General features: G+C 69.1%; 11 protein-coding genes. 4 read left to right on the forward strand and 7 right to left on the reverse strand.

Going from position 1 to position 13946, the window contains the following annotated elements; genetic code table 11:
- Nucleotides 1-33 precede the first annotated feature (33 nt).
- Nucleotides 34-1323, forward strand: coding sequence for a nucleotide sugar dehydrogenase (locus ABD164_RS05065; RefSeq protein ID WP_344294065.1), 1290 nt, complete (start codon nt 34-36; stop codon nt 1321-1323).
- The gene (locus ABD164_RS05070; RefSeq protein ID WP_344294067.1) at nt 1320-2315 is read left to right on the forward strand and encodes a glycosyltransferase family protein; all 996 of its coding nucleotides are present in this window, start codon (nt 1320-1322) and stop codon (nt 2313-2315) included. Before ABD164_RS05065 ends, ABD164_RS05070 begins: the two co-directional genes overlap by 4 nt.
- Here the strand turns inward: ABD164_RS05070 and ABD164_RS05075 are convergent.
- From ABD164_RS05075 to ABD164_RS05090, 4 genes are all read right to left on the reverse strand, one after another.
- Entirely contained in the window at nt 2305-3456 is a 1152-nt protein-coding gene (locus ABD164_RS05075) for a glycosyltransferase (protein ID WP_344294069.1), read from the reverse strand. The genes ABD164_RS05070 and ABD164_RS05075 overlap by 11 nt on opposite strands.
- A 27-nt stretch (nt 3457-3483) precedes the next feature.
- Nucleotides 3484-5721 (reverse strand): hypothetical protein, encoded by a 2238-nt coding sequence (locus ABD164_RS05080; RefSeq protein ID WP_344294070.1) that lies wholly within the window; start codon nt 5719-5721, stop codon nt 3484-3486.
- A gap of 101 nt (nt 5722-5822) precedes the next feature.
- On the reverse strand, nt 5823-6653 hold the full coding sequence (locus ABD164_RS05085; RefSeq protein WP_344294072.1) for a glycosyltransferase: 831 nt from the start codon (nt 6651-6653) through the stop codon (nt 5823-5825).
- Entirely contained in the window at nt 6650-7600 is a 951-nt protein-coding gene (locus tag ABD164_RS05090; RefSeq protein WP_344294074.1) for a glycosyltransferase, read from the reverse strand. The genes ABD164_RS05085 and ABD164_RS05090 overlap by 4 nt, the downstream gene beginning before the upstream one ends.
- Nucleotides 7601-7746: 146 nt before the next feature.
- Between ABD164_RS05090 and ABD164_RS05095 the strand changes: the two genes are divergently transcribed.
- On the forward strand, nt 7747-8883 hold the full coding sequence (locus ABD164_RS05095; protein WP_344294076.1) for a glycosyltransferase family 4 protein: 1137 nt from the start codon (nt 7747-7749) through the stop codon (nt 8881-8883).
- A 74-nt stretch (nt 8884-8957) separates the two neighbouring features.
- On the opposite strand, the gene ABD164_RS05100 is transcribed toward ABD164_RS05095, so the two are convergent.
- The 3 genes from ABD164_RS05100 to ABD164_RS05110 all read right to left on the reverse strand — a co-directional run bounded on the left by ABD164_RS05100 (nt 8958) and on the right by ABD164_RS05110 (nt 12049).
- Nucleotides 8958-10328, reverse strand: a complete 1371-nt coding sequence (locus ABD164_RS05100) for an LCP family glycopolymer transferase (protein ID WP_344294078.1) — start codon at nt 10326-10328, stop codon at nt 8958-8960.
- On the reverse strand, nt 10325-10792 hold the full coding sequence (gene purE / locus ABD164_RS05105; protein ID WP_344294110.1) for a 5-(carboxyamino)imidazole ribonucleotide mutase: 468 nt from the start codon (nt 10790-10792) through the stop codon (nt 10325-10327). The genes ABD164_RS05100 and purE overlap by 4 nt, the downstream gene beginning before the upstream one ends.
- 108 nt (nt 10793-10900) lie before the next feature.
- A complete protein-coding gene (locus ABD164_RS05110; protein ID WP_344294080.1) occupies nt 10901-12049 on the reverse strand; it encodes a 5-(carboxyamino)imidazole ribonucleotide synthase in 1149 nt (382 codons plus the stop codon).
- Between the two features lie 318 nt (nt 12050-12367).
- On the opposite strand from ABD164_RS05110, the gene ABD164_RS05115 reads away from it, so the two are divergent.
- On the forward strand, nt 12368-13946 hold a 1579-nt coding region (locus ABD164_RS05115; protein ID WP_486303291.1), incomplete at its 3' end, for an NHL repeat-containing protein.

A 13946-nucleotide genomic window follows, 5' to 3' on the forward strand; every position in this document is an offset into this window, starting at 1 on the left:
GGGCGCCAGACCACGAGAAGAAGAGAGCAACCTGTGAAGATCGCCGTCATCGCCCTGGGCAAGATCGGGCTCCCCCTCGCGGTGCAGTTCGCGTCGAAGGGTCACGACGTCGTCGGCGTCGACGTCAATCTCCGTACGGTCGAACTCGTGAACGCTGGGGTCGAGCCCTTCCCTGGCGAGGCCCACCTGCAGGAGAAGCTTTCGGAACTCGTCCCAGCAGGTCGACTGCGAGCCACGACCGACTATGCCGACGCCATTCCCGGCGCCGACGCGGTCGTGCTGGTCGTGCCGTTGTTCGTCGACGCCGAGGCCCGCCCCGACTTCGGTTGGATGGACGCCGCGACCCGCTCGCTCGGCGAGCACCTCACTCCCGACACCCTCGTCGCATACGAGACCACGCTGCCCGTCGGCACGACCCGCGATCGCTGGAAGCCGCTGCTCGAGGCGACCTCGGGCCTCACAGAGGGCCAGGACTTCCACCTCGTGTTCTCCCCTGAGCGCGTGCTCACGGGGCGCGTGTTCGAAGACCTCCGCAAGTACCCGAAACTCGTCGGCGGTCTCTCCGACGCCGGTGCGTCGAAGGCGGTCGAGTTCTATGAGGCCGTGCTCGACTTCGACGAGCGCGGTGACCTCCCGCGACCGAACGGCGTATGGGATCTGGGCTCGGCCGAGGCATCCGAGCTCGCGAAGCTCGCCGAGACCACGTATCGCGATGTCAACATCGGGCTGGCGAACCAATTCGCCCGCTTCGCCCAGAAGTCTGGCATCGACGTCTACAAGGTCATCGAGGCGTCGAACTCGCAGCCCTACAGCCACATCCACCAGCCCGGTATCGCCGTCGGTGGGCACTGCATCCCCGTATACCCCCGCCTCTACCTTTGGAACGATCCCGAGGCGACCGTCGTCCGCGCCGCGCGCGAGGCGAATCTCGGCATGCCCGACTACGCGGTGGGCATGCTCGAAGGTGCGTTCGGAGATCTCTCCGGCGCTCGCGTCGTCGTGCTCGGCGCCGCGTATCGCGGCGGCGTGAAGGAGACGGCGTTCTCGGGTGTGTTCGACACCGTGGCGTCGCTGAAGCGTCGCGGTGCCGAGGTGGTCGTGCATGACCCGCTGTACACCGATGACGAACTCATCGGATATGGATTTGCGCCGTACCACCTCGGCGAGCCGATCGACGCTGCCGTCGTGCAGGCCGACCACGCCGAGTACCGCAGCCTCACGCCCGCCGACCTGCCCGGAATTCGCACCTTCATCGATGGCCGTCGCGTGAGCTCGCGCGAAGAGTGGGGTGACATCGTTTATCGGGTCATCGGGCGCGCTTGACCGTGGCCACAGCGCCGGGCGGAGTGCGCGTCCTGCATGTGAACGACGCCGCGTTCACGGCCGAGCGCCTGCTTGCGGCTGCCCGCCGCCATGGCGAGAACTGGACCTTCTACCCGCGCGCCGTCGCCGACCCGGAGTGGACGGGCGCCAGCGGTCGGGCGCGATTCATCGCGCGCGGGGCGGCATGGGCTGCGGGACTCGCACGACGTGCGGCGCGAGTCGACCTGCTGCACGTGCACTCGGGTGCGATGCTCAAGCACACCAGGGTCGTGCCGAAGCGATTCGTGCTCCACCTGCACGGTACCGACATCCGCACACTGCAATACGACCCGGCGTGGCGCGACGCGATCCGCTGGGGTGTGCGCTCGGCGGCCGCGGTGCTCTACTCCACTCCTGACCTCGCCGAGCACGTCCTGCCGCAGCGGCCCGATGCGCAGTATTTCCCCGTCCCCGTCGACCTCGGCGCCCTCCCCGATCGGCAGCAGATGCCGGCGCGGCGAATCTTCTTCGCATCACGCTGGGAGGATGTCAAGGGGCTGCAACAGCAGCTCGCAATCGCGCGCCGGCTCGTCGTCGAAGCTCCTGCGGGAACGCTCGTCGAAGGACTCGACTGGGGTCCGGGGGCAGGTGAAGCGCGGTCGGCCGGTGTCGTGCTGCTGCCCAAGATGTCCCACACGGAGTATCTGCGCGCACTCGCGGGCTCCGCCGTTGTCGTCGGGCAGAGCGCCGGCATCCTCTCGTCGAGCGAGCTCGAGGCGATCGCCATGGGCGTTCCGGTCGCGGTGCCGCTGGCACCCGGCTTCTACCCCGATGCCCCGCCGGTTGGCGGCGGCGAGGCGGCGTGGAACGACGTTGACGCGGTCGCCGATGCGGCGCTCTGGCTGCTCGAGGCACCGACCACCGGCGGCCCCGACTGGATCCGCCGCACGCACGACGCGGAGCTCGGCTACCAGAAGCTCGCCGAAATGTACCCGAAGCTGCTCAGCCGCTGACCCCCGCGAGCAGCCGCTCGAGGATCGATAACTCCACGCGTTCATCTTCGGCAGAGGTGAGCACGGATGCCGCGTCGTCGGCGTTCTGTTTGTAGCGTGCGATGTCGGCTTCGGCGAGCCCGTTGAGGGTGCCGACGAGTTCGTCGACGCCGAACCCGGGCGAGACGGCGCCGAGGTCAAAGCGCTCGATGAGCGCATCGGTCTCGATCGCCGTGCTGAAGACGAGCGCGAGTCGTGCCTGCACGAAGTCGAAGAATTTGTTCGGCAGCATGAGCCGGTGGTTCATGGTGCGCGGCGGCAGAACGAAGACGCCGACGTCGTACCCATTCAGCGTTCGCGGCAAGTCGGCGGGGGCGACCGGTGGGTGCACTCTCACACGCTCAGTCTCGGCAGCACGGTCGACGAGCGACTGCCAGTATGCATCCGCTCCGCGGGCCTTCACAAGGAACAGGTCGAGCGTGAACCGGTCGTCAAGGCGCTTCGTCGCATCGATGAGCGTCTCGATGCTGCGACCCGGCACCGCGCCACCGCTGTGTACGAGTCTGATTCTCCCCGGCAACATCGGCGTCGGCTCCAGGTGCTGCTCGTCGATCGCGTTACGAACGACGTCGCAACGCACGCCGAACTCTCGTTCGTACAGGCGGGCGATCGACTCGTTGATGGTGGACACCGCCTTGGTCCGCGGAAGGTACTCACGGCACACCCAAGTCATGAACGGCGCGACGAGCAGGCGCCACGAAAGCACGTGCGTGCGCTCCTGCGGCGCCCACTCGTGCATGTCGCCCCAAACCGGCGCACCTGCTGCGACACGATGCGCCAGCGGCAGTGCACGCGCCTCGTTTGCCACGACGAGGTCGAATCGACGATCTCCGAGCAGCTCGATGGCCCGCGCAACCGCCGGCGCATCGAACTCGACCGCTCGGTAGGCCCGAGCCGTAAGCTTCGCAACGCCTCCGAGCGTCTGTGGCAGGGATGGCAGTGCCGCGTCGATCTCGAGGTGCTCGGCGACGCGTGGAGGCGCCTCGCCATAGCCGATCGTGGTGACGCTGCCGACGCGCTCGAGCACCTTCAGCTGGCGGAGCACCCGCGAGTCGGCGGTGAAGTGCGAGAAGGAGATGCAGAGAATGCGCGGACGGGACATCCGGATGATCCTATCGGCCGGATGTGGTCAGAAGCGCACGGCGCCGCCGTTCGCAGTCCATCGGATCCTTCCCTTCTGAAACGACTGCTCGAGTGATCCGTCGGCCTTCCACACCGTATCGGCGAGTGGGTACCCGAACGTCGTGGCACCGCCCGCGGCGTAGTAGAACTCGCCGATCTTCGTGGCGACGCTGTGCGCCCTGGTCGGCGACGACCACATGTACCAACCCTTCTGGAACGGCTGGTTCGCACCGCCGGTCTCGGCGACCTCGGGCCCCACTGGGAAGCCCAACACCGATTTCGCACCGCCGGCTGCGACGTAGGCTGAACCGATGCCCCCGGCGACCCGTTGTGCGCCCGTCGCCGCCGACCAGTACACCCACCCCCTCGTGTAGCGCTGGCTCGCGCCTGCTGGTTCGGCGAGTTCGTCGGTCGCGGGGTAGCCCAGCGGCCCGGCGGGCCCTTGCGAGGAGATGTACAGCGCGCCGATCGCTCCGAAGACCCGCTGGGCCGAGGTCGCGATCGACCAGTAGATCGACCCGCCGTCGAACTTCTGGCTCGCCCCGCCGGACTCGGCGACCTCACCGGCGAGCGGATAGCCGAGCCGGCTCGTCGCTCCCCCACTTGCGAGGTACTTCGTCGCGATGCCTCCGATGACGGGGTGCGCGCCGGCCGATTCGGACCAGAACAGCCAACCCTGCTTGAAGCGCTGCCCCATCCCCCCGTCGGCATACCGCACGGTGTCCTCGACCGGGTAGCCCAGTCGCCCGGCACCCGCACCGAGCTGTCGGTACGCGACGTCGATCCCGTCGATCACGATTCGGGCACGCGTGGTCGAGCTCCAGTACATCGACCCGGTCTCGAACCGCTGGTTCGCGCCACCCACGGCAGAGACCTCGGCCTCCAATGGGTACCCCAGTCCGCTTGCCGGTCCGCCGGCGGCGACGTACGCCGAACCGATCCCACCCGCGACGCGTTGGGCCTCGGTGGCGGGCGACCAATAGACCCAGCCCTTCGTGAATCGTTGGCTGGACCCTCCCGGCTGCGTCTGCTCATCGGCCATCGGGTACCCCAGCGCACCAGCCGGGCCGTTCGATGCGCGGTACAGCGCACCGATGGCCCCGTAGGCACGCTGGGCGCCGGTGGACGGCGACCAGTACAGCCACCCCTTCTGAAAGGACTGGCTGGCACCGCCGATCTCGGCAACCTCAGAACCGATGGGATACCATAGCGGTCCCGTGGGGCCGCCGAGCGCCGCATAACGTGCCCCGATCGCACCGCCCGTGCGATGGGCACCGGTCAGTTCGTGCGCATATCCCCAACCGCGGGTGAACCGCTGGCCGACACCACCGCCTGCGTACAACTCGGCGGCGGCGACGGGAACACCGAGCGTTCCGCCGGCACCGCCGGTGCTGTTGTACAGATCGAGCAGGCTCGGATTCACGGCGATCGTATTCGTCGACCCGAACCAATCGGTGAACATACGCCAGAAGTTGCGATTGCCGTAGCTGGAGCACGCGTCGCCTGTGCCGTACAGGCTCGCGAGGGCGGCTGCATTCGGCCGGTATGGCGTGTAGAGGTAGAGCCCTGCCGTCGCCTGATTCCTGATGTACACCTGTGACGTACCGCAACCGGAATTCGGGTGCCACAGGATCGTGTTGTAGCGCCCTGATTGATATGCGCGATCGGCTGGCCGCGCCCGGTACTTCTTGAACTGCCACGACGCGTGATACAGCTGGTTGAAGAACCCGTAGTAATTGGTGTCGCAGTCGGCGGTGTCGGGGCAGCCGTATCCGGTCGCAGACCGATACTGGCGCGATGTCGGCCACGTGTCGGAGACGAGCCCCTGCTCCTTCTCGAGCAGCACGAGGAGCGCGCGCGGATTGATCCCGCAGGCGCGCGCGACTTTGTAGATGATGAGCGCAGCGGACTCATTCGCTTGGCCGGCGTAGGCGGCGCATCCTTCGCTGCGCGCAGGTTGCGAAGTCGTCGTCTGCCGGAAGCTCTTCAGGCAGACATAGCCTGCCCGGCACGACGGCACCCGCGCATTCAAGAATGTCTGGATCTGCGCGACCGTCATCGTGCCGCTGTCGTAGAAGATCGCGTCGCTGATGATCATGCCGGGATCGAAATCACGGCCATCGGCCGCGGTCGCCGCCATCGTCGACCCCACGCTCGCCGTCAGGCCGACGCCGCCGACGACCAGTAGCGCGGCGACCACCGCCCCGAGCACCCTGCCCACACCGTTCATCGTGTTCGCCCCCATCCGCCGGCCCTCGTACCGAGATGCGACGGCACCATGCTAGAAGCCAGGCACGATTCCGTAGCCGGTGCGGCGCCGCGCGCCGCAGAACTGATGAGGGAGACTCAGCGCGCCGCGCCTCCCGCGATCAACCGCCTGTACGCGACCCGGCGCACCCGCTCGGGCACGAACCGGTACACCCCGCGCACGGTCACGTTGCGCAGGTACTCCCACCGCGTCGTGAAGCGAATGCCCCGCAGCGCGCGTTGCAGCGCCAGCTCGCTGCGCCACTGCGCCCGACCGCCCCGGCGGGCGTACGCACCGGCGCCGACGCGGTACATCACGAGCGGATCGGGAATGTTCGCGACGGATGCCCCTGCGTCGATCATCCTCGCGAACAGCCAGTAGTCCTCCATGAGCCCGAGGGGCTGGTACCCACCGGCGCGGGCGACGGCCGACTTGCGATACATCACGGTGGGGTGACTGAACGGATCGTGGAACCGCGCGTAGCGTGCGATCTCGTCGTGCCCGGTGCGCGGCGTGCGCCGGCCGACGATCGCTCCGCCGTCGTCGAGGAACTCGAACATACCGGTGCCGACCAGGTCGAGGCCGCCCTCGATGACCGGCAGCTGACGCGCGAACCGCTCGGGGAGCGAGATGTCGTCAGCGTCCATGCGGGCGACGATCTCGTGGTCGGTCAGGTCGAGCCCGATCGACAGCGCCCGGGCGAGGCCGACGTTCTCGTCGATGACGTGGAGGGTGACGGGAATCGGGCTGGCTTCGACGACGCGGCCGATCGCAGCGGCGAGGTCGTCGTCGACCGGGCCGTCCTGCACGAGCACGACCTGCGACGGCTTCACGGACTGTTCGTCGACGCTCGACGTGAACGCCTTCGTGAAATGCGCAGCGTCGTCACCGTGGTACACGGGCATGAGCAGGGCGAACCCGTCGCTCACGAGGGCTCCACCCGTTGCACGGCATCGGATACGCGGCCGAGCCCGGCGAGCGCCATGGCGTTCGGCCGCGGCCGCGTGCGGGTGCCGTCACGGTACCCGCGCCTCCAGCCGTCGCGCAGCACGTCACGCTCGTGCGAGCGGGCGACCGTGCGCAGCCAGCGGCGCACGCTCGACGCGCCGTACAGCAGCTTCTCGCCGGCCGAGAGGCTCGCCGAGCGCCGGAACATCCAGAGCTTGTTGCGCACTTCGTAGTAGAACCGCGGCCCCGGGTCAGCGTCGGTCGCGCCGAGCACTTTCGTCTTGTGCACGACCACCGAGGCTGGTACGTGAATGCCGCGTCGGCCGCGCAACGCGCGCGTGGAGTACTCGAAGTCGTCGTTCCAGATGAAGTAGTCGGCGATGGGCAAACCGATCTCGCGGACGACATCGGCGCGCACGAGCATCGACACGAACGACGTGCTGCGGATCGCGATTCCCCCGTGGCGGGCCGCGGCGATTCGCTCGTCGCGCGAGACGAACGGCTTCTGGCGGGGTGTGTTCATGGGGTGCTCAGTGCCGTCATGCCAGACGACCCGAGACCCGGCGACGACCGTGTCGGAGCCGCCGACGGCCGTGAGCAGCTCGGCGAGCGCACTCTCGGTGGGCACCGTGTCGTCGTCCATGAGCCACAGCCAGTCGGGCTCGTGGTCGGCGAGCGCCACCGCCATGCCCGCAGCGAAGCCGCCCGCGCCGCCGGTGTTGCGCGGCAGCGATACGAGGTCGACGAGATCGCCCGCAGCGCGCGCCACCTCGGCCGACGCGTCGGTCGATGCGTTGTCGACGACGACCACGCGTGCGAGCGGGGCACCTTGGGCGGCGAGCGCGGCGAGCACCTCGGCCAGCAACTCGGCGCGATTGTATGCGACGACGACCGCGACGACGCGCGCTGGCTCAGGTGACGGACTCATCGACTCTCGCAGAAGGTGGGAAGGCTCCCCACTATCTTGCCCTGTCCTCGCCGACCGACTCTCCACAGCTGCCGCTCCCAGAGGTTTCACCGGCGATCGGACGGCTAGATTGGGAAACCGACACCCACGACACCTGAAGGAGGGGCATGCCCACGACGCTTCGCCTCGTCGTCGACCAGGTCGTCGCCCCGGTGCCTGGCCCTCTCGGCCGCTACACCGAGGCGCTGACCGAGGCCCTCATCGCGACCGCGCCGCCGGGCTGCGACGTCGAGGGCATCGTGTCGTCCTCGCCGCCCGCCGACTACGACGCGCTGCTCACCCGATTCCCGGGCCTCTCGGGGCTGTACAAGACGAGCCTCGCGCGGCGCGAACTCGCTGCGGCGTGGCAGTTCGGCCTCACCACATCTCCGGGTGGCGGCATGATCCACGCCCCCGGGCTCTTCGCGCCGTTGCGCCGGCACGACAGCACCGCGGGCATCGACCAGACCGTCGTCACGGTGCACGACCTGCTCGCGTGGACTCACCCCGAGTCGCTCACTTCCGCCACGGTGGCGTGGCACAAGGGCATGATGCGGCGCGCCCGCAAGCACGCCGATGCCGTGGTGGTGCCCACGCACGCACTGGCCGAACGCCTCGCGATGGTCGCCGATTTCGGCGACCGTGTGCGCGTCATCGGCACGGCACCGCGCCCCGGCCTGAAGCTGCGGGCCGACGCCCCCGCCCGCGTGCAGCAGCTCGGGCTGCCCGGGGACTACCTCGTCACCGTCGGTTCGCTCGAGCCCCGCAGCGGGGTCGTCGACCTGCTCGAGGCGCTCGGTCGCCCGGGCGTTCCCGATATCCCCCTCGTCGTCATCGGTCCCGAGACGTGGGGCGAGTTGCACCTCGCCGCGGTCGCCGAGGAGGCGGGCGTCGCGCCGAGCCGGGTCAGGGCGATAGAGGCGAGCGATCCCAGCGGCCTCGCGGCCGTGCTTGCCGGTGCCACCGCATTCGTCGCGCCGAGTCACGAAGAGGGCGCCGGCACGTCGCTCATCGAGGCCTTCAGCCTCGGCGTGCCGGTCATCCATTCCGACACCCCCGCATACGTCGAGGTGTCGGGCGATGCCGGCATGAGCGTCCCCGTCGGCACCGGCGGGTATGCCGACCGGCTCGCCGCCGCAGTGGCGACAGTGATCGACGGCAGCGACCTCGCCGAGCACATGTCGGTGAAGGGCACCGACCGTGCGCGTGCGTTCAGCTGGCGAGATTCGGCCGAGCGCGTCTGGCAGTTGCACGCAGACCTCTGACGCTCTCGCCTATCGAGTAGGCGCGCCAGCGCCGTATCGAGATCCGCCAGGGGTCTCGATACGCTCCTTCGTCGCTACTCGGCAGGCGCCTCGGTCGCCGGCGGCGCGAGAGCCGCATCGATGAGTGACCGGATGTACTCCCAGTCGGGATCGGTCGGGTCGACGCCGTTGTCGGGCACGAGTTCGACGTGCGTCATCGGCAGGCCCTTGGTCTTCATGGCGAGGCTCGCGAAGTAGCCGAGCATCGACTGCGGCACGTCGGTCTTCACCGTGTCGGCGCCGGCGCTCGCGACCTCCTGGAACTTGCCGAGCACGTTCGTCGGCGTGAACTGGGTGAGGATCGCCTCTTGCAGTACTCGCTGGCGGGCCATCCGCTCGTAATCGCCGCCGGCGACGCCGTAGCGTGCCCGCCCGTACCACAGCGCGTGGTAGCCGTCGAGGTGCTGCTGGCCCGGCTCGATCCACCCGTCGACGTTGTTGTTGTCTTCGTCGCCGCCGATCGGGATGCGCGTCTCGACGTTGATGTCGACGCCGCCGAGCGCGTTGATGAGCTGCTCGAATCCCTGCATGTCGATGAGCGCGTAGTACTGGATCTCGAGCCCGGTGATGCCCTCGGCCGCGTCGCGCATGCCCTCGATGCCGGGCTCCGAGCCCTCGTTCACCGCGTTCGGGTACATCTCGGGGCTCTTCAGCTCGACCTCGGTGTAGATGGAGTTCAGCTGGCACACATCGACCTCGCACCCGTCGATGGCGCCGTAACCCTCGGGGTAGACCGCCGCGAGTGGCGAGTCGCCGGGGAACGGCACGTACTCAAGGTCGCGCGGCAGGCCGATCGTGACAGCTTGGCCGGTGTCGGCGTCGATCGAGATGACCGACATGCTGTCGGGTCGCATGCCCTCGCGGTCGGGCCCCGAGTCGCCGCCGAGCAGCAGGATGTTGTAGCGCCCATCGGCAGGCGGCTCGGAGGGGCCCGCGATGAACACCGAGTCGAGGAACCCGCTCGCGGTCGTGGCGAGGAAGGCGCCGTAGGCCGCGGATCCGGAGAGGACCACGAGCACGAGCGTCGTGAGGCCGGCGATCCAGCCACGCGCCGAGGGTGCGGTCTTCACGATGCGCACGAGGCGCAACGTATCGAGCGTGAGGATGACCCAGAGCACGGCATAGAACGCGAGCAGTGCGGCGACGATCCAGAGGGTCCATGACATCGAGATCACGGTCAGCACCACGGCGGGCCAGAGCAGCCACACGACGAGCGCGACGACAGCGAGCGCCCAGAGCGCGAGCGTGGCGCCGAGCCCGAACCTGCCGAGGCGCCGGTTGCCCGCCAGCACCTGCGGCGAACCGGGGATCAGGAAGTTGAGTACGACGAGCCACCACCCGCGGCGGGTCATCACGGATCGTGAGGCGATGTCGGGGTAGCGGATGGGGCTGGCGGCGAGGCTCATCGGGAGTGCTTCAGCCGTTCGTTCTTCTGCTCGACGAGGGCGGCGAGGTCGCTGGCGTAGGCGGCGAGCGCGTCGGTGAGCGACGCGTCGGCGGTCGCGAGGATCTTGACGGCGATGAGGCCGGCGTTCTTCGCGCCGCCGATCGACACTGTGGCCACCGGCACGCCGGCGGGCATCTGCACGATCGAGAGCAGCGAGTCGAGCCCATCGAGGCGCGAGAGGGGCACGGGCACGCCGACGACCGGGAGGGTCGTGACCGATGCGAGCATGCCTGGCAGGTGCGCGGCACCGCCGGCGCCGGCGATGATGACCTTGAGGCCTCGTGCGGCCGCCTGCTTGCCGTAGGCGAGCATCTTCTCGGGCGTGCGATGCGCCGAGAGCACCTCGACCTCGTGGGCGACGCCGAACTCGTCGAGCAGGGCCGAGGCCTCGCTCATGACGTTCCAGTCGGAGTCGGAACCCATGACGACGCCGACGAGCGGGCTGGTGTTCGTCTCAGTCACTTGATCGAGTGTAGAGCCGGGCGCTGTGAGATCGCCGCAGCCCCGCCGATGGTGGGTCGAGGAGGGAATTCAGTCCTGGAGGAACGCCGCTGCGGCCCGCGCCTCGTACACGACGGTGTCGAGGTCGTCTCCGGTGGCCGTGACGTGGCCGATCTTGCGGCCTGGCCGGGGCGCCTTGCCGTAGTTGTGCACCTTGACGGTGGGATGCCCCGACATCGCCTCGGCGTAGCGGTCGGTCAGGGCCCCCTCGACGGGCCCGCCGAGCACGTTGACCATGACCGACCATTCGCCGTGGCTGCCCGTGCCGCCGAGCGGCAGGTCGAGCACCGCCCGCAGGTGCTGCTCGAACTGGCCGGTCGTCGACCCGTCCATCGACCAGTGCCCGCTGTTGTGGGGTCGCATGGCGAGCTCGTTGACGAGGACGCGGTCGTCGGTCGTCTCGAAGAGCTCGACGGCGAGCACGCCGGTGACGCCGAGCCCTTCGGCGATGGTGAGGGCCACGTCGGCCGCGACGTCGGCGAGCTTGCCGGCCGATCGCGGAGCCGGCGCGATGACCTCGCTGCACACCCCGCCGACCTGCAGCGTCTCGACCACGGGCCAGGCAGCGACCTCGCCGCTTGGCCGACGCGCCACGAGCTGGGCGAGTTCGCGACGGAACTCGACGAGCTCCTCGACGAGCAGCGCCCCGGGGCGGCCGTCTTCGGCGATCGTCGCGAACCACTCGGCGACCTCTGCGGCGCCGCGCACGACGCGCACGCCCTTGCCGTCGTAGCCGCCGCGCGGGGTCTTCACGACCGCGACTCCGTTGTGCGACGCGATGAACTCGTCGAGTTCGCCCAGCGTCTCGACCTTCGCCCAATCGGGCACCGGCAGTCCGAGCTCGGAGAGGCGCTCGCGCATGAGCAGCTTGTCTTGTGCGAAACGCAGCGCGTCGGGGCCGGGATGCACCTGCACGCCGGAGTCGACGAGCGCACGCAGCACGTCTTGCGGCACGTGCTCGTGGTCGAACGTGACCACGTCGACCTCGCGCGCGAAGTCGAGCACCGTGGCCGTGTCGGTGTAGTCGCCGATGCGGTCGGCCGCGAGCTGCGCCGACATGCCGCCCTGCTCGGCGAGCACCCTCAGGTCGACCCCGAGCTCGATCGCGGCAGGAATCATCATTCGCGCCAGCTGTCCGCCGCCGATCACACCGACCCGCACCTCATGCACCCCATTCACCGCCGTACGGCGCCGGCGCGGCGCCTGATTCAGTCTAGGTGTTCTGACCTTGGATGTTGGGGACGGCGTCGTGAGACGGTCGGAGAAGTGGGCACCCGATCGGGTGCTGCCCTGTCAGCGACATCCGGCCTTCGAGACGCGGCACCGTCGACACGCCTTCGAGCGCTGCGCTAACCTTGCAGTTCCGGCGGCTGACCGGCACGATGAGCGGCACGGGTGCCGCTTGGGAGAGATGTGACACACGCAGATTCGGACCTCGGCCAGAGCAGCGCCTCCACGCCCCCGCCGAATCGGCGGCCGAGGTCGCGGGCGTTCGGCGTGCTCGGCGTAGCGCTGCTCGTCGTCGGCATCACGGTCACCGGCGTCGCGACCAGCGCAGCGGGGGACGAACCTCGCCGCCTCATCGGCGAAGGGATCACCTCGTCTGGCGGGTTGCTCGTCGATCCCAGGGGCCGACTCTGGGTCTCCGACGAGATCGAAGGATTCTGCCGGTTGTCAGAGCCCTCCGGCAGTTCTCCCGGCGCGATCGAGACGTCAACGTGCCTGGGCGGCACCACCGGGCAGTCGAAGGGGCCCGAGCGCCCCGGCGGCCCCGCTCTCGTCGACCCGACGCCGACGGACCCGTCGAACGGCGACGCGATCGCCCTGATCCCCGACGGCGCGCCGGGATCTGCGAGGGTGATACGCGCGGAGTGGAACCCGTCGACGAGCGTGTTCACGTACCGCAGCACGCTGACCATGTACGGGGGCGATCTGCGCCCGGTCGATGTGACGGTCGGAACCGACCAGGCTGCCTATGTCGTCTTCGAGCGCGCTCGCAGCATCGTCAGGATCGTGGATCCCGCCGCGGCGCAGCCGATCGTCGAGACTGTGGGATTCGTCGCGGGGAGCGGGGCGCGAGCGGTGGCCGCGGGTGTCTCCGATGCGTCGGGTCGCCCGCTCTTGTATGTGGCGGAGACGTCGTCCCTGACGAAGTACCTCCCGCCGGCCGAGGGCAACGCCACCGCCACCGCCACGCCCTCGTACGCACTCGGGTCGGTCGCGCGGCTGACGTTCGACCCTGTGACGCAGATTCTGTACGCCGGCACGGCGTCGGGCGCGGCCGGCGCGGACACGATCACGCGTGTCGACACGCGAACAGGTCAGGTCACGACGGATTGGACGACGGGATTCACTCGTCTGGGCGGGCTGGCGGTTCGCGGGTCATTCGTCGTTGCCGCCGATGATCCGGGACTGGCGGCTACTCCGGCCGAGACCGCGTCCGGCGGGGTCTACCTGGTCGGCGAACTCCGGCCGACGATCGTGGCCGGGCCGACGATGGCAGACGATTCGCAGGCATCCGACTCAGCTCTGACCAATGACCCCACGCCGAGCTTTCGGGTCGCGGTCGCGGAACCCGTGCAGCTCCAGTGCGCGTTCGACTCGGACTGGGCCGAATGCGCACCGGGAGACGTGACGGCATCGGCCCTGGTCGACGGCCCCCACCGATTCGCCGTGCGCGTCGGTACCGACGGTACGGCCGTCGAGCACGCCTTCACCGTGGACACCGTCGCCCCCGAACCGCCGACCATCACGTCCCCTGCGTCGGGCTCGGTCGTGTCCTCACCCTTCGAGCTGATGGTGAGCGCCGAGGAGGGCACCACCTTGCGCTGCGCTCTCGACACGTCGGAGGGCACGCCATGCACCTCGGGCCAGACATTCCGCGTCGACGCGAAGGGTCCGCACAGCCTCCGGATCACGACCAGCGATCGAGTCGGCAATGAAAGCGACCCCGCAACCTCCACGTTCACGGTCGACAGGGTCACTTTTCCCGAGGAGCGTGACTTCGACGGCGACGGCCACCCCGACGTCCTCGCTCGAGACAGTACCGGCAAGCTGCGGCTGTACCCGGGCGACG

It is taken from the genome of Agromyces neolithicus (assembly GCF_039529735.1).
GTDB classification, from domain to species: Bacteria; Actinomycetota; Actinomycetes; order Actinomycetales; family Microbacteriaceae; genus Agromyces; species Agromyces neolithicus.

Coding starts and splice junctions, on each gene's coding strand:
- ABD164_RS05080 (WP_344294070.1), bottom strand. CDS start 5,721: ATGGGGGCGAACACGATGAACGGTGTGGGCAGGGTGCTCGGGGCGGTG.
- ABD164_RS05095 (WP_344294076.1), top strand. CDS start 7,747: ATGCCCACGACGCTTCGCCTCGTCGTCGACCAGGTCGTCGCCCCGGTG.
- ABD164_RS05075 (WP_344294069.1), bottom strand. CDS start 3,456: ATGTCCCGTCCGCGCATTCTCTGCATCTCCTTCTCGCACTTCACCGCC.
- purE (WP_344294110.1), bottom strand. CDS start 10,792: ATGGGTTCCGACTCCGACTGGAACGTCATGAGCGAGGCCTCGGCCCTG.
- ABD164_RS05100 (WP_344294078.1), bottom strand. CDS start 10,328: ATGAGCCTCGCCGCCAGCCCCATCCGCTACCCCGACATCGCCTCACGA.
- ABD164_RS05090 (WP_344294074.1), bottom strand. CDS start 7,600: ATGAGTCCGTCACCTGAGCCAGCGCGCGTCGTCGCGGTCGTCGTCGCA.